The sequence below is a fragment of the Dokdonella koreensis DS-123 genome, assembly GCF_001632775.1.
Lineage (GTDB): Bacteria > Pseudomonadota > Gammaproteobacteria > Xanthomonadales > Rhodanobacteraceae > Dokdonella > Dokdonella koreensis.
Genome location: NZ_CP015249.1, coordinates 559,754 through 576,068, shown reverse-complemented (window position 1 = coordinate 576,068; position 16,315 = coordinate 559,754). Strand labels below are relative to the sequence as shown.

General features: G+C 71.7%; 11 protein-coding genes. 4 read left to right on the top strand and 7 right to left on the bottom strand.

Going from position 1 to position 16,315, the window contains the following annotated elements:
• Nucleotides 1–516: 516 nt before the first annotated feature.
• Nucleotides 517–3,243: a DNA polymerase I gene (gene polA / locus I596_RS02195; protein WP_067643527.1), complete on the bottom strand. Its 2,727-nt coding sequence runs from the start codon at nucleotides 3,241–3,243 to the stop codon at nucleotides 517–519.
• Nucleotides 3,244–3,570: 327 nt separating this feature from the next.
• Between polA and I596_RS02190 the strand changes: the two genes are divergently transcribed.
• Nucleotides 3,571–5,532, top strand: a complete 1,962-nt coding sequence (locus I596_RS02190) for a S9 family peptidase (protein WP_150131974.1) — start codon at nucleotides 3,571–3,573, stop codon at nucleotides 5,530–5,532.
• A 200-nt stretch (nucleotides 5,533–5,732) separates the two neighbouring features.
• Nucleotides 5,733–6,500: an oxygen-binding di-iron domain-containing protein gene (locus I596_RS02185; protein ID WP_067651311.1), complete on the top strand. Its 768-nt coding sequence runs from the start codon at nucleotides 5,733–5,735 to the stop codon at nucleotides 6,498–6,500.
• A gap of 36 nt (nucleotides 6,501–6,536) precedes the next feature.
• On the opposite strand, the gene I596_RS02180 is transcribed toward I596_RS02185, so the two are convergent.
• Nucleotides 6,537–7,511, bottom strand: a complete 975-nt coding sequence (locus tag I596_RS02180) for an isoaspartyl peptidase/L-asparaginase family protein (RefSeq protein WP_190279023.1) — start codon at nucleotides 7,509–7,511, stop codon at nucleotides 6,537–6,539.
• Nucleotides 7,512–7,564: 53 nt separating this feature from the next.
• Entirely contained in the window at nucleotides 7,565–8,197 is a 633-nt protein-coding gene (locus I596_RS02175) for an arylesterase (RefSeq protein WP_425478785.1), read from the bottom strand.
• Between I596_RS02175 and I596_RS02170 the strand changes: the two genes are divergently transcribed.
• Entirely contained in the window at nucleotides 8,190–8,879 is a 690-nt protein-coding gene (locus tag I596_RS02170) for an ABC transporter ATP-binding protein (RefSeq protein ID WP_067643522.1), read from the top strand. The two genes, I596_RS02175 and I596_RS02170, sit on opposite strands and share 8 nt — an antisense overlap.
• Nucleotides 8,876–11,356, top strand: coding sequence for an ABC transporter permease (locus I596_RS02165; RefSeq protein ID WP_067643520.1), 2,481 nt, complete (start codon nucleotides 8,876–8,878; stop codon nucleotides 11,354–11,356). The genes I596_RS02170 and I596_RS02165 overlap by 4 nt, the downstream gene beginning before the upstream one ends.
• Nucleotides 11,357–11,411: 55 nt before the next feature.
• Here I596_RS02165 and I596_RS02160 read toward each other — a convergent pair whose 3' ends face one another.
• The 4 genes from I596_RS02160 to fmt are packed head-to-tail and all read right to left on the bottom strand — an operon-like array spanning nucleotide 11,412 to nucleotide 16,315.
• Nucleotides 11,412–13,568, bottom strand: a complete 2,157-nt coding sequence (locus tag I596_RS02160; RefSeq protein ID WP_067643517.1) for a sensor histidine kinase — start codon at nucleotides 13,566–13,568, stop codon at nucleotides 11,412–11,414.
• Nucleotides 13,547–14,086 (bottom strand): DUF4390 domain-containing protein, encoded by a 540-nt coding sequence (locus tag I596_RS02155; RefSeq protein ID WP_067643514.1) that lies wholly within the window; start codon nucleotides 14,084–14,086, stop codon nucleotides 13,547–13,549. The genes I596_RS02160 and I596_RS02155 overlap by 22 nt, the downstream gene beginning before the upstream one ends.
• Nucleotides 14,061–15,368 carry a 16S rRNA (cytosine(967)-C(5))-methyltransferase RsmB gene (rsmB, locus tag I596_RS02150; RefSeq protein ID WP_190278964.1) on the bottom strand — a complete coding sequence of 436 codons (1,308 nt, stop codon included), beginning with the start codon at nucleotides 15,366–15,368 and terminating at the stop codon, nucleotides 14,061–14,063. The genes I596_RS02155 and rsmB overlap by 26 nt, the downstream gene beginning before the upstream one ends.
• Nucleotides 15,365–16,315, bottom strand: coding sequence for a methionyl-tRNA formyltransferase (fmt, locus tag I596_RS02145; RefSeq protein WP_190278963.1), 951 nt, complete (start codon nucleotides 16,313–16,315; stop codon nucleotides 15,365–15,367). Before fmt ends, rsmB begins: the two co-directional genes overlap by 4 nt.

The window sequence follows — 16,315 nt, the reverse complement described above, 5'->3', positions numbered from 1 at the left end:
AAGTGACCCGCGCGCGCAGCGTGCGGAAGCTTTTGCTCTGATCTTCTGCCGTGGTTATCTGGTGAGGATTGCTGGCGCAGAAAAGAGCAACAGCAACATCAAGAGCTTTCGTCCGCTGCGCGGCCGAGTCCCTTTTGTGGCGGTCCATCCCTGGCCGCCACCCGTACGGGCCATCGCTGACGCGATGTCAAAAATGTCTCCCGGACATTTTTTGACGGGCCAAAAGGAACCAAAAGCCCTCTCGCCCGGCGTCCCCTGCGCTTCTCGGACGACGAGGCACGGCGCCCCAACTCGCTTTGCTCAGACACGGGGCGCCTCTGCGGCCTCGCCGACCTCCGATGCTCGGCTTGCTTTAGGGCGGAAAATCAAGAGCAACAGCCATAGAAAGAGCCACTGCCAAAGCCAAAGCAACAACCAAAACCAGAACCAAAACCGAAGCCGAAGCCGAAGCGCCAACAGCTCAAGGCTCGACGGCCGCGCGCGCGCCCCAGCAACCGAGCGCGCCGCGTGTCGGAGTCAGTGCGCCTGGTCCCAGTTGGTGCCGCTGCCGACCTCGACCAGCAACGGCACGTCCAGCTGCGCTGCCGCCGCCATGTGCTGGCGCACGCCTTCGGCGATCTCCTCGACCGCATCGGCGCGCACCTCGAACACCAGCTCGTCGTGCACTTGCATCAGCATGCGCGCGTGGTCCTCGCGGCCGGTCAGCCAGGTATCGACCGCGATCATCGCGCGCTTGATGATGTCCGCCGCCGTACCCTGCATCGGCGCATTGATCGCGGCGCGCTCGGCGCCGGCGCGCTGCGCCTGGTTGCGGGCGTTGATGTAGTCCAGATACAGGCGGCGCCCGAACACCGTCTCGACGTAGCCGTCGCGGTGTGCCTGTTCGCGGATGCGGTCCATGAACTCGCGCACGCCCGGATAGCGCTGGAAATAGCGGGCGATGTAGTCCTGCGCCTCGCCGCGACCGATGCCGAGCTGGCGCGCCAGCCCGAACGGGCCCATGCCGTACATCAGGCCGAAGTTGATCGCCTTGGCCGCGCGCCGCTGGCCGGCATCGACGTCGCCCAGCGGCACCGCGAACACCTCGGCGGCGGTCGCGCGATGGATGTCCTGGTTGCCGTGGAAGGCCGCCAGCAGGCCGGCGTCGCCGGACAGGTGCGCCATGATCCGCAGCTCGATCTGCGAATAGTCCGCCGCCACTATCCGCCAGCCTTCCGGCGCGATGAAGGCCTGGCGGATGCGCCGCCCCTCCTCGGTCCGCACCGGGATGTTCTGCAGGTTCGGATCGGCCGACGACAGCCGGCCGGTCGCAGCGGTCGCCTGGTGGTAGCTGGTGTGGACGCGTCCCGTGCGCGGGTTGACGATCTCGGCCAGCTTCTCGGTATAGGTCGACCGCAGCTTGGCCAGCCCGCGGTATTCCAGGATCAGGCGCGGCAGGTCGTGCTCGTGGGCGATCGCCTCCAGCGCCTCCTCGTTGGTCGAGGGCTGGCCGGTCGGCGTCTTGAACACGGCGGCGAGCTTGAGTTCGTCGAACAGCACCGCCTGTAACTGCTTGGGCGAGTCGAGGCTGAAGACGTGCCCGGCCAGGTCGTGCGCCTGGCCGGTCAGCTCCTGCATGCGGCGGGCCAACTGCTGGCTCTGCAGCCGCAGCGCCGGGACGTCGATCAGGACGCCGCACTGCTCCATGCGCGCCAGCACCGGCACCAGCGGCATCTCGATGTCGCGGTAGACCGCATCGAGCTTGGCATCGGCGGCCAGTCGCGGCCGCAGTGCCTGGTGCAGGCGCAGCGTGATGTCCGCGTCCTCGGCGGCGTAGCGCGTGGCGGTCTCCAGGTCGACCTGCGAGAACGGGATCTGCTTGGCGCCCTTGCCGGCGACGTCCTCGTAGTGGATCGTCGTGTAGCCCAGGTGGCGCTTGGCCAGCGTGTCCATGTCGTGGCGCGAGGCGGTCGAATTGAGCACGTACGATTCGAGCATCGTGTCCTCGGTGACGCCGCGCACCGCGATGCCGGCACCGGCCAGCACGTTGATGTCGTACTTGGCGTGCTGGCCGAGCTTGGGCCGGCCGGCATCCTCCAGCAGCGGCCTGAGCGCCGCCAGCACGGTGGTGCGATCGAGCTGCACCGGTGCGCCGGGATAGTCGTGGCCGAGCGGAACGTAGGCGGCCCGGCCGGGCTCGACCGCGAAGGAGAGGCCGACGATGTCGGCCCGCATCGGGTCGATCGAGGTGGTTTCGGTGTCGAACGCGATCAGCGGCGCCTCGCGCAGCTGCTGCAGCCAGTGCTCCAGGCGTGCCGGGTCCAGCACCAGTTCGTAGTCGCCGGGCGCCGCCGCGGCTTCGGGCGGGTCTGCCGCGAGCCGTGATGCTCCGGCGGCCTCGGCGGTGGCGGGCAGCGCATCGAGCTCCTTCAGCGCGGCGTTGAACTCGTAGCGGCGGTACAGCGCGCGCAGCGCCTCGACGTCGCGGTCGCGCAGCAGCAGGCCCTGCGGCCCCTGCTCCAGCGCGACGTCGGTCTTGATCGTCACCAGCTCGCGCGAGAGCGGCAGCTGGGCCAGCGCCTTGCGCAGGTTCTCGCCGATCTTGCCGCCGACGCCGTCGGCACCGGCGATGACACCGTCGAGCGAGCCGTACTCGGCGATCCAGCGCGCGGCGGTCTTCGGCCCGCACTTCTCGACGCCGGGCACGTTGTCGATGGCATCGCCGGTCAGGGCCAGGAAGTCCACGATACGCTCCGGCGGCACACCGAACTTGGCGACCACGCCGTCGACATCGGTGAGCGTGCCGGTCATCGTGTTGATCAGGTGGATGCCCGGCGAGACCAGCTGCGCGAAATCCTTGTCGCCGGTCGAGATGACCACGTCGATACCGAGCTGCTCGGCCTGGCGCGCCAGCGTGCCGATCACGTCGTCGGCCTCCACGCCGGGCACGCACAGGATCGGGAAGCCGAGCGCGCCGACGATGTCGTACATCGGCTGCACCTGCGCCTTGAGCTCGGCCGGCGCCGGGGGCCGGTTGGCCTTGTACGCCGGATACAGCGCGTCGCGGAACGTGGGTCCGGGCGCATCGCCGACGAAGGCGGCGTACGTGGGCTTTTCCTTGAGCGTCGAGCGCAGCATGTTGACGACGCCGAACAGGGCGCCGGTCGGCTCGCCGGCTGCGTTGGTCAGCGGCGGCAGGGCATGGAACGCACGGAACAGGTAGGACGAGCCGTCGATCAGGACGAGGCGCGGACGGGTCGACATGGGCGGCACGAAGCGGCGACGGGCCCGCAGCTTGGCAAGCCGCCACGCCGATTGCAAACCCGCCGCCCGCGCGCGGACGGGCCGCGATGACTTCCGCCAGGGGGGACGGTACGGCCGGCGTGCTAGGGTGCGTCTTCCGCAACCCAGCGGCATGCGCCGGGCCGGGCAAGGGCGGCATCCGCCGCCGGGCCCGCGGCCGTCGCATCCGACACCGGCAACGTAGGGCGAAAACGCCGTACGCGGTGCGGCGCACCGGCCTGCCGGGCGCCGGGCACCGGCTGGGTCACGGACGAACCCTGCCCGACCACCGACCGGCGAGACCCTTCCATGTCATTGCGTACTCCGCTCATCGCATCCGCCCTGACGGCCGCCCTCGCGCTGGCCGGCTGCAAGCAACCCGATCCGCCGGCGGCGGCATCTCCGCCCGCGGCTCCGGCCAGCACCGTGGCCGAGGTCGCGCGTCCCGCCAAGCACTACACGATCGAGGACTTCATCGATACCGTCGCGATCGCGGGCGCCTCGTTCTCGCCCGACGAGAGCCGGATCCTGTTCTCGTCGAACAAGACCGGCGTCTGGAACGCCTACACGATATCCGCCGCCGGCGGGGACTGGACGCCGATCACCCAATCGACGACCGACAACAACAATGCGGTGGCCTGGTTCCCGGCCGACGACCGCAAGCTGATCACGCGCGACCAGGGCGGCGACGAGCTCAACCACCTCTACGTGATCGAACTCGACGGCAGCGAGAAGGACCTCACGCCCGGCGAGAAGCTCAAGGCGCAGTTCGCCGGCTTCAACCACGAAGGCAACGCGTTCTACGTCATTACCAACGAGCGCGATCCGAAGTTCTTCGACCTGTACCGCTACGACGCCAAGACCTATGCGCGCGAGCGGCTGTACGAGAACAACGAGGGCTACGAGATCGGCCCGCTCTCGCGCGACGAGCGCTGGCTGGCGCTCGGCAAGAGCCGCACGACCAACGACAACGACCTGTACCTGTTCGACCGGCGCGAGAAAAAGCTCACCCACCTGTCCAAGCACGAGGGCGATGCCAGCTTCTCCCCGCAGGACTTCGCCCCCGACGGCCGCAGCCTGCTCTACCTCACCAACGACGGTAGCGAGTTCGAGCGCCTGCGCCGCTACGTGATCGACGGCGGCACCCACGAGGACGTGCAGCGCGAAGACTGGGACATCGTCTATTCGTACTTCTCGCACAACGGCAAGTACCGCGTGGTGGCGATCAACCAGGACGGCAGCACGCGCTTCGAGGTCTACGAGACCGCGAGCGGCAGCCGCGTCGCCCTGCCGAAGCTGCCGGCCGGCGAGATCCGTGGCGTCAACATCGGCCGCTCCGAGCAGCGCGCGACCTTCTATCTGAACGGCGATCGCCAGCCCAGCGACCTGTACGTCCTGGAGTTCGGCCAGGCCGACGCCAAGCGCCTGACCAGCACGCTCAGCCCGAAGATCGACCAGGCCGACCTGGTGGATTCCTCGGTCGTGCGCTTCAAGAGCTTCGACGGCCTGGAGATTCCCAACGTCCTGTGGAAGCCGCACCAGGCGACCGCGCAGAGCAAGGCGCCGGCGATCGTCTGGGTGCACGGCGGACCGGGCGGACAGACCACCCGCGCCTACAACCCGCTGCTGCAGTACCTGGCCAACAACGGCTATGTCGTGCTCGGCATCAACAACCGCGGCAGCTCCGGCTACGGCAAGACGTTCTTCGCGGCCGACGACGGCAAGCACGGGCGCGAACCGCTGTGGGACTGCGTCGAGGCCAAGAAGTACCTGCAGGGGCTGGACTACGTCGACGGCGAGCGCATCGCCATCGCCGGCGGCAGTTACGGCGGCTACATGACCCTGGCCGCGCTCGCGTTCAAGCCGGAGGAGTTCAAGGTGGGCGTCGACATCTTCGGCGTCAGCAACTGGCTGCGCACGCTCGAGAGCATCCCTCCGTACTGGGAGAGCTTCCGCGAGGCGCTCTACCAGGAAGTCGGCAATCCGGAGACGCAGCGTGATTTCCTGATCGAGACCTCGCCGCTGTTCCACGCGGACAAGATCACCAAGCCGCTGATCGTGCTGCAGGGCAAGAACGATCCGCGCGTGCTGCTGGCCGAGTCCGACGAGATCGTCGCCGCCGTCAAGAAGAACGGCGTGCCGGTCGAGTACGTCGTGTTCGACGACGAGGGACACGGCTTCACGAAGAAGAAGAACCAGATCGAAGGCTACGGCGCGATCCTGCGGTTCCTGGACACGCACCTCAAGGGTAACGGCGCCGCCGCTCCGTAACGGCCCGGCGCAGATCCCCGCACAGCGGGTCCGGCACGCCCGGACCCGCTGCGGCCTGCCTCGGCCGCACACCGGACCGCTCTCGTCCGCGTGGCCCACCGGCACTCGGCCGCGAGCCGGCCGCATCGTTGACTCACGTCAAGCGCCACGGAGCGCGCGGCGACGAGAATGCGCAGCCCCGCGACTGCGAATCCGACGCCATGCCAACCGAGCTGTTCCGCAAGGGAGACCACCTGTGCGTGGCCTTCCACGACCTGGTACGCGGCGACGACGGCGTGCAGGCGAACCAGTTCCTGGTGATCCACGGCGGCGAGTCGGCCCTGATCGATCCCGGCGGCGCCCTGCTCTACACGCCGCTCAGCCTGGCGATGACGCGCTACGTGCAGCCGCGCGACCTGACCTGGATCATCGCCTCGCACCAGGACCCGGACATCATCGGCTCGGTGGACCGCTGGCTGATGTACACCTCGGCGCGCGTGGTCTGCTCGCGCCTGTGGGGCCGCTTCATCCCGCACAGCGTCCCGCACTACCAGAAGGACACCGGCGCCGACCGCTACCGGCTGCTGCCCGACGAAGGCGGCGAGATCCCGCTCGGCAACGCGACGTTGCAGGCGGTGCCCGCGCATTTCCTGCACAGCGTCGGCAACTTCCAGTTCTACGACCCGATCAGCCGCATCCTGTTCAGCGGCGATCTCGGCGCCTCGATGATCGACGCGCCCTATGCGCCGGTCGCCGACTTCACGCGCCACATCCCGGCGATGGCCGGCTTCCATCGCCGCTACATGGCGTCCAACCGCGCCTGCCGCTGGTGGGCGCGGCGCGCGCGCAAGCTCGACATCGACATGATCGTGCCGCAGCACGGCCTGCCGATCGCCGGGCACGAGAACGTGCAGCGGTTCATCGACTGGGTGGAAGGCCTGGTCTGCGGCGTCGACCTGCTGCCGCTCGAGGAGAACGTCTTCGTCTGAGGCCGGCCGCGCGGATGGTCCGCCGGCCCTCGCCGCTCAGTCCTCGTCTGCGAGGATCGCCACGTGTGCCTTGCCGTCGCGGCCGACCCAGCCGCGGTACATGCCGTCGGTGTTGAACGGCAGCGTGAAGTTGCCGTCGGCATCGACGGCGATCACGCCACCGTCGCCGCCGAGCGCCGGGATCGTGTCCATGACCACCGCGCGTGCGGCCTTGAGCAGCGGCTGCCGGCCGTACTCCACGCGGGCGCAAATGTCGCGGGCGACCGTCGCGCGGATGAAGAACTCGCCCCAGCCGGTGGCCGAGACCGCACAGCGCGCATCGGCGTAGGTACCGGCGCCGATGATCGGCGAGTCGCCGACGCGGCCCCAGCGCTTGTTGGTCATGCCGCCGGTCGAGGTGGCGGCCGCCAGCCGGCCGTGGCTGTCGAGCGCCACCGCGCCGACCGTGCCGTAGTGGATCGCGCGCCCCAGGGAAGAGGACTGTCCCGCGGCCTCCTTCTGCAGCGCCTCCTGCAACTGGCGCCAGCGTTCGTCGGTGTGGAAGTACGCCGGTTCGACGAAGTCGATGCCGCCCACCGTCCTGCCGAAGGCCTCGGCGCCCTCGCCGATCAGCAGCACGTGCGGTGACTTGTCCATCACCGCGCGCGCCAGCAGCACCGGGTTGCGCACGTGCCGCACGCCGGCCACCGCACCAGCGCGGCGCGTGGCGCCGTCCATGATCGAGGCGTCCAGCTCGTTGCGGCCCTCGTGCGTGAACACCGCGCCCTTGCCGGCGTTGAAATGCGGGGAGTCTTCCAGCACCACCACCGCGCGGGCCACCGCGTCCAGGGCGCTGCCGCCGGCCTCGAGCACGGCATAGCCGGCATCGAGCGCGCGGGCGAGATCGGCCCTCACCGCCTGCTCGACCTGCGGCGTGAGCGTGGAACGGATCACGCCGGCACCGCCGTGGATCAGCAGGACGGGCTTGGCGGGACGGGCGGCATCGGCGGTGGCAGCGGTCATCAGCATCATCCAGAGCAGCAAACGAACAATCACGGTTCTTCCCCCTGCCGCGCGTGGCGCGGTCAGCGCGCCAGCGCCTTCTCGAGCGCCGGCCAGACGTTCTCCAGCAGGGTCGGCTGCGCCGCCGCCGTCGGATGCAGGCCGTCGGCCTGCATCAGGTCCGGATCGAGGGCGACGCCGTCGAGCAGGAACGGGACCAATGGCAGGTTGAAATCCGCGGCCAAGTCACGATACATGGCCCTCAGGCTGTCGCGATACTGCGGCCCGTAGTTGACCGGAATCTCGATGCCCAGCAGCAGCACGCGCGCGCCGGCCTCCCGACTCTGCTCGATGATGCGGCTCAGGTTCTCGCGCGGCGCGGCGATCGGCAGGCCGCGCAGCGCGTCGTTCGCACCCAGCTCGACGACCACCAGGGCCGGCCGGTGGTCGGCCAGCAGCTTCGGCAGCCGCGCCAGTCCACCGGCGGTGGTCTCGCCGCTGATCGACGCGTTGACGACCTCGCGCGATTCGGGAGCGGTCCGCAGGCGCTCGGTCAGCAGGCTGACCCAGCCGGAGGCGGCCGGGATGCCGTAGGCGGCCGACAGCGAATCGCCGAGCACCAGCACCGGCCCCGGCGCGGCCCGCGCCGATGCCGGCCACGGTGCCAGGCCCCACACGAACAAAACGACAACCAGGAAACCTCGCAGCATGACCATCGATTCCGCAACCGTCTTGAGTGCGCAGAAGCTTAGCAAAGCCGTCGACGGGCCCGACGGCCGCCTGACGATCCTCGACGACGTCACCCTGGCGGTCGAGCGCGGCGCCAGCCTGGCGATCGTCGGCGCCTCCGGCTCGGGCAAGACCACGCTGCTCGGCCTGCTGGCCGGCCTCGACCGGCCCACCGCCGGCGCCGTGACGATGGCCGGCCAGCGCCTGGACACGCTCGACGAGGAAGCGCGCGCGCGCCTGCGCCGGCGCCTGGTCGGCTTCGTGTTCCAGTCGTTCCACCTGCTGCCCGCGCTCAGCGCCGAGGAGAACGTCATGCTGCCGCTGGAGCTGGAGGGCCGCGACGACGCCCGCCAGCGCGCCCAGGCGGTCCTCGGCGACGTCGGCCTGGCCAAGCGCCTGCACCACTATCCGCACCAGCTCTCCGGCGGCGAGCAGCAGCGCGTCGCGCTGGCGCGCGCCTTCGTGCACGGACCGGAGCTGCTGTTCGCCGACGAGCCGACCGGCAACCTCGACCAGCGCACCGGCGCGGCGGTCACCGACCTGCTGTTCGCTCTGAACCGCGAGCACGCCACCACCCTGGTGCTGGTGACGCACGACCCGAAGCTGGCCGCACGCTGCGCCCGCACCGTCCACATGCGCGACGGGCGCCTGGCGGAGGCGGCTGCATGAAGCCGTTCGCCTTCGCCGCGCGCAGCCTGCGCCGGGAGTTCCGCCACGGCGAGCTGGCCACGCTCGGTGCCGCCCTGGTGCTGGCCGTGGCCGCGCTGGCGGCGGTCGGCACGCTGGCCAGCCGCGTCGAGAGCGCCATCCTCGCCTCCGCTTCCGAGCTGCTCGGTGGCGACCTCGGCGTCGCCGCGCGCCGCGCCGCCGTACCCGAGCCGTTCGTCGAGCAGGCCCGCGCCGATAACCTCGCGACCAACCGCATCGTCGAGTTCTCCAGCGTCGTCTTCGCCGGCGACGCCAGCCAGTTCACCGAGATCCGCGCGGTCGATCCGGCCTTCCCGCTGCGCGGCACGCTGAACGTGCGTGACGCGGACGGCGGCGAGCGCACCGCACCGGCACCGGCGTCCGGCGAGGTCTATGCCGATCGCGCGGTCCTGGTCGGGCTGGGCCGCCGCGTCGGCGAACGGCTGCAGATCGGTGGCCGCGACCTGGCGATCGCCGGCGAGATCGTCAACGCCCCCGGCGGCTCGGTATTCCAGTTCGCGCCGACCGTGCTGATGAGCCTGGCCGACGCCGAGTCGGCCGGACTGCTCGGCCCGGGCAGTCGCGCCAGCTACCGCCTGCTGGTCGCCGGCGATGCCGCTGCGGTCGAACGGTACGCCGGCTGGGCCCGCGCCCACCTGCCGCCGGCAGCGCGGCTGACGACCGTCGAGGACGCCCAGCAGAACCTGCGTACGGCGTTCGAGCGCGGCGAGAGCTTCTTGCGCCTGGCCGCGCTGCTGGCCGCACTGCTGGCCGGCATCGCCGTCGCGCTGGCCGCCCAGCGCTTCGCCCGGCGCAAGACCGAGGAGGTCGCGCTGCTGCGCTGCCTGGGCGCCAGCCGCGGCGAGATCGTGCTGGCGCTGACGCTCGAGCTGGCCCTGCTGGCGATCCCGGCCTGCCTGATCGGCGCGGCACTCGGCCTCGGCCTGCAGCAGGCGGCGTTCGCGTTCGCACGCGAACTGCTGCCGGGCAGCACACCGGCGCTGCCGTGGGGCCCGGCGGCCTCGGCATTCGTGATCGGCCTGGCCGTGCTGTTCGGCTTCGCCCTGCCTCCGCTGCTGCGCCTGCGCGACGTGGAGCCGATGCGCGTGTTCCGGCGCGACCTGGAAACCCGCATCCGTCGCTTCGACGCGCTGTACCTGCTGCCGTTCGCGGTCGGCGCGGTGCTGATCCTGGTCGAGAGCGGCTCGGGCCGGCTGGCCGGCGTGCTCGGCGGCGGCCTGCTCGGCGTCGCCGCGGCGACGCTGGCGGTGACCGTGCTTCTGCTCAAGGCGCTGCGCGTCGGCGGCCGCCGGCTGCCCGGCGCGCTGCGCTTCGGCCTGGCCAACCTCGTGCGCCGGCGTGCGCTGACGCTGATCCAGGTCGGCGCCTTGGCGCTCAGCCTGACCGCGCTGGACCTGCTGGCAGTGGTCGGGCCGTCGCTGCTGGAACGCTGGCGTGCCGACCTGCCGGCCGACACGCCCAACTACTTCGTGCTGAACGTGCAGCCGGACCAGCGCGCGGATTTCCAGACGCGGCTGGCCGGACTCGGTGCGCAGAACCTGAGCCTGCTGCCACTGGCTGCCGGCAAGCTGGTCGCGATCAACGGCAAGCCGCCGCAGGCCGCCGATTTCACCGACGAGCGCGCCGGCAACTGGATCGAGGGCGAGGTGCGCGTGTCCTGGAGCGCCGAGGTGCCGCCGTCCAACCGCATCGTCCAGGGCACCTGGCACGGTGGCGGCGGCGACACGCCGCAGCTGTCGGTCGACCAGAGCTGGTTCGAGATGTTCAAGCTCGCGCTCGGCGACACGATGACCCTGCGCATCGGCGAGCAGGAAATCACCGCCACGGTTTCCAGCGTACGCGAGGTGGACTGGGATTCGTTTCGCGTCAACTTCTTCATGATGCTCGACCCGGCGCACGGCGCGACCCTGCCGCACAGCTTCATCGCCAGCTTCCACCTGCCGCCGGCGCAGACCGGCCTGGCCACGCTGTCGCGCGAGATGCCGAACATCTCGCTGGTGGACATCAATGCGATCCTGGACCGCGTGCGCGACATCATCGAGCGGGTCTCCTCGGCGGTGACCTGGGTGCTCGGCTTCAGCCTGGTCGCCGGCCTGCTGGTGCTGCTGGCCGCACTGGCCGCGACGGCGGACGAGCGGCGCTTCGAGATCGCGCTGCTGCGCACGCTGGGCGCCAACAACGGCCAGCTCAACGCCGCCGTGCTCGGCGAGTTCGCCGCGCTGGGCCTGCTGGCCGGCGTGGTGGCGGCGGCCGGTGCGGCCGCCACCGGCATCGCGCTGGCGCGCACGGTGTTTCGCCTGCCCGACTACTGGCCGCCGCTCGGCACGCTCGGCCTGATCGCGATCGGCTCGACGATCCTGGTCATGCTGGCCGGTCTGGCCGGCACGCGCCGCATCGCGCGCACGCCGCCGGTGACGGTGCTGCGCGGCGCCAGCTGAGCCGCTGCCCACCCGGCCCCGGGTGCTTCCCGGGCCGGGTGGTGCAGGCGCCGTGCTAGACGGCCTCGAGCGGCAGCCGCAGCACGAATTCCGCGCCGCCGCGTTCGCGATTGACCGCGCGGACGCTGCCGCCGTGCTCCTCGGCGATCTTCTTGACCACGGCCAGCCCCAGGCCGGTGCCTTTCTCCTTGCTGGTCGTGTACGGCTCGAACCAGCGCTCGCCGAAGTCCGGCGGCAGCCCGGGCCCGTTGTCCGCCACCGTCAGCTCGACCCAGTCGCCGCCGTCCGCGTGCAGCGTGCGGGTGGCGACCTGGATCTGCGGCTTGATCTCCTCGCCGACCGCCTCGAGCGCGTTCTTGAGCAGGTTGTGCAGGGCCTGGCGCAGACGCACCGCGTCGGCACGCACCAGCGGTTCGCCCTCGGCCAGGTCGCGCGTCAGCGCGATGCGCTGGTCGTTGGCGTAGAGGTCCAGCACCTCGTCCAGCAGCGCGTGCAGCGCGATCGGCCGCGTCGAGAGCTGCTGCGGGCGCGCGTAGTCGCCGAACGCGTTGACCATCGTCTTGAGCGCCTCGACCTGGCTGACGATGGTATGCGTGGCGCGGTCGAGCAGCTCGCTGTCGTCGGCCGGCATGCGTCCCAGGAACCGCCGGCGCAGCCGCTCGGCCGCCAGCTGGATCGGCGTCAGCGGGTTCTTGACCTCGTGCGCCAGCCGGCGCGCGACCTCGCCCCAGGCGGCATCGCGCTCGGCGCGGTTGAGCACGGTGAGGTCGTCGAACACCGCGACGAAGCCGGCATCGCCCGGCAGCGCCGCGCCGCGCAGCATCAGCACGCGGCGGCCGCCGTCGGTCTCGATGACCAGTTCCTCGCGCCATTCGCGCAGGCGCTCGCGCAGATGCCGCGCCAAGGGCTCGATGAATCCGGCCAGTTGCGGCCATTGGCGGCGGATGTCGGCCAGCGAGCGGCCGCTGGCGCGCGACAGGTTGACGCCGAGGATCGTCTCGGCGGCATGGTTGGCGATGCGCAGGCTGCCGTCGCGGTCGAAGCCGAGCACGCCGGCCGACAGCCGCTCGAGCACCGCCTCCAGCCAGCCGCGCTGCTGCTCCGATTCCTGCGCGCTGCTGCGCGCGTGTGCGCCGGCCAGCTCCAGCTCGCGCGTCATCTGCGCGAACGAGCGCACCAGGAAGCCCAGCTCGTCGTTGCTGGCCGGCGGCAGCGGCGTGTCGTAGCGGCCCGCACCGACCGCACGCGTGGCGGCGACCAGGCGGCCGACCGGCGCCACCAGGCGGCGTGCCACGCCGAAGGCCGCCAGCACCGCGAACAGCACCGACAGCAGCAGCACGAAGCTCAGGATCAGGGCGAACGTCAGCTTCAGCGAGCCGCGCAGGAACTTCAGCTGCTGGTACTGGAACGTGGCGGTCTCCACGCTGCGGGTCAGCGGCTGCAGCCGGTCGGGCAGCGCGAACAGCGCCTGCAGCAGCCGCTCGCCGCCGGGCCGCGTGCCGCCGACGCGCAGCACCACGCGCAGCGCCAGCAGGTCGCCGAGCGGCTCGGACGCCGCGTAGCGGCCCTCGGCCGACAGCCGCAGCAGCAGGGCCGCGTCCGGCAACGGCGGATCGAGGAAGCGCGGATCGGAACTGGCGGTCGCCAGGATGCGGCGATCGCCGCCGAAGACGGTCAGCTCGAGCGCGTCGAGCCGGTCGATGGCGTTATCGACGGCCGTCTGCAGGTCCCCTTCGGGCATGCCCTCCAGATCGCGCGCGACCAGGCCGGTATCGAGCTCGGCCGTCTGCAGCCGCTCCTCGACGACGATGCGCGCGATCTCCAGCGCGTCGTCCAGCGAACGCTCCAGCGGCAGGTTGAACCAGGTGTCGACGGTCGCATTGAGGAAGCGCAACGCGAAGCCGTAGACGACCACCACCGGCGGCACCGCCAGCAGCACCAGCATGATCAGCAGGCGCCGCGCCAGCCGCGCGCCCGGCGCGTCGCGCGCCAGGTCCGCGCGCAACCGCCACAGCCGGTGGCCGATGGCCACCGTCAGCACGACCAGGGCCAGCAGCGCGCCGCCGAGTACCCACGGATACTGGCGCGCCAGCGCCGCGTTGCCGCCGGTGGCCTCCTCGGCCAGCTTCAGCGAGCCGAGCAGCAGCGCCAGCACCGCGACGGCCGGCAACAGGCGGCGCCAGAAGAACGTCAGCCCGCGTCGGTAGTCCATGCGTACTCCGGTGAACGCAGGTGCCAGGCCGGCTCGAACAGCGCCGGCAGCCGCAGCGGCCCGGGCAGGGCCGAGCGCTCCAGGCCGATGCGCACGCGCAGTTCCGGGCCGGTCAGGCGCGAGCCGTCCCGCCCCAGCGGCAGGTGCAGCGCGCGCAGGCCGTCGAGCAGGGCGGCCGATGCGGCATAGCTGCGCAGTACGCGGCCGCTGTCCGGGTCGCGCACCAGGTAGCGGCGCGACAGCGGGAAGTAGCGCAGTTCCACGCGCCGGAGCAAGGCCGCCTGCGGCGACTTCAGCTCCACCTTGAGCGTCAGCGGAATGCCGCGGTCGAGGGCGTCGCTCATCGGGCCGCTGAGCCGGCAGTCGAGCGCCAGTTCCAGCATCGCGCCGTCCACGGTGGCCTGCACGCGCGCACCGCGCACGGCCAGCTCCCCGGGCGTCTGCTCGTCGAGCAGCGTGCAGCCTGCCAGCAGCAGCGCCAGCAGTCCCGCGCTAACGATGTTTCTCGACCGCCGCATAGAAGAAACCGTCCATGCCGTCCGCCCCCGGCAGGTTCTGCCGCCCCACGCCGGCAGCGACGCCGAAGCGTTCCGGGACCGGCAGTGCCTTCGCATTGTCGTGGCGGTCCAGGAATTGCGCCAGTACGGTTTCGTTCTCGGCGCGCAGCATCGAGCAGGTTGCGTAGACCAGGCGCCCGCCGGGCGCCAGCAACGGCCACAGCGCCTCGAGCAGTCCGAGCTGGATCGCCGTCAGCGGTGCGACGTCGGCCGCCCGCCGGTGCAGCTTGATGTCCGGCTGGCGGCGGACGATGCCGGTCGCCGAGCACGGCGCGTCGACCAGGATGCGGTCGAACGCCTGGCCGTCCCACCACGCCGCGGGCGTGGTGGCGTCGCCGGCGCGCACGGTGGCCGCCAGCCCGAGCCGCGCCAGGTTGTCCGCGATCCGCGGCAGGCGCGCCGGATCGCGGTCCAGCGCGAGCAGGTCGACGGTGGCGCGCTCGAGCACGTGTGCGGCCTTGCCGCCCGGTGCGGCGCAGGCATCGAGCACGCGCAGGCCGTCGCGCAGGTCGAGCAGATCGGCCACCCGCTGTGCGGCGCCGTCCTGCACCGAGAACAGGCCCTCGGCGTAGCCGGGCAGCCGCGTCACGTCCTGGCTCTGGTCCAGCAGCAGGCTCTCGGCGAGGTCCGCCTGCCGCTCGGCGGCGATGCCGGCCTCGGCAAGACGCGCCAGCAGCGCAGCGGGCTCGACGCGTCGGCGGTTGGCGCGCAGCGTCAGCGGCGCCTGCCGGTTGTTGGCGGCGAGGATCGCCTCGGCCTGGTCCGGCCAGTCACGCCCGATCGCGTCGATCAGCCAGCGCGGATGCGCATGGCGCGTCACCGGATCGCGATCGAGCCGGGCCTCGATCGCCGCACGCTCGCGCAGGAAGCGTCGCAGCAGGGCATTGACCAGCCCGGCATGGCGCGGCTGCCCGAGCACGCGGGCGGCATCGACGCAGGCGGCGACCACGGCATAGGCCGGCAGCGCCAGCACCGCCAGTTGGACCACCCCGAGCACCAGCAGCGCGCGCAGCTCGCGTGCCCTGGCCGGCAGCGGCTTCTCGAGCATCGTGCCGACGGCGGCATCCCAGCGCAGCCAGCCGCGGGACGCCTCGAACAGCAGCGCGGCCAGCAGCGCGCGATCGCGCGGGTCGGCGACCCGCGCAGCCGTCGCGGCCAGCTCGACCCGCAATGAGGCACCGTCCAGCGCGACCCGCGCCAGGGCCCGCGCCGCCTCCGCGCGCAACGCGGCGCCGGCGCTCACGCCGGCGGGCTCGCAGCGGATTTCAATTCGGGGCGCGCGTTGAGGTAGTCGCGCACCGTGATGCGGCGGCCGCCGGCGCGCTGGACGTCCAGGATGCGCAGCGTGCCCTCGCCGCAGGCGATGTCCAGGCCGTCGGCAGCGGCCGCCAGCACCTGGCCCGGCACGGCATCCGCCCGGCCGGGCCGCGCCTGCGCCGACCAGATGCGCAGCCGTTCGCCGCCGATCTCGGCCTCGGCGACCGGCCAGGGATCGAAGGCGCGCACGGTACGTTCCAGTTCGATGGCCGGCCGCTGCCAGTCCAGGCGCGCCTCGGCCTTGTCGAGCTTGTGGGCATAGGTCACGCCGTCCTCGGGCTGCGCGGTGGCCACCAGCGCCGGGCCGGCGCCCAGACGCGCCAGGCCCGCGGCGAGGAGCTCGGCCCCGAGCGCCGCCAGCCGGTCGTGCAGGCTGCCGCCGGTGTCGTCCGCGGCGATCGGCGTGCGCCGCTCGAGCAGGACCGGTCCGGTATCCAGTCCCGCCTCCATCTGCATCAGGCCCACGCCGGTCTCGCGGTCGCCGGCCAGGAGGGCGCGTTGGATCGGTGCGGCACCACGCCAGCGCGGCAGCAGCGAGGCGTGCACGTTCCAGCAGCCCAGGCGCGGCAGCGCCAGCACCTTGCGCGGCAGGATCAGGCCGTAGGCGACCACCACCAGCAGGTCCGGCCGCAGCGCGGCGAGGCGCGCCTGCGCCTCCGGGTCACGCAGGGTCTCGGGCTGCAGCACGGGAATGCCGGCCGCCGCGGCGGCCCGCTTGACCGGACTGGCGGCGAGCTGGCGGCCGCGGCCGGACGGGCGGTCCGGCTGGGTGTAGACGGCGACGACATCCCCGTCGCTGCGCAGGCAGGCCTGGAGGCAGGGAACGGCGAAATCCGGTGTTCCGGCGAACACCAGGCGCAGACGGTCGGCCAT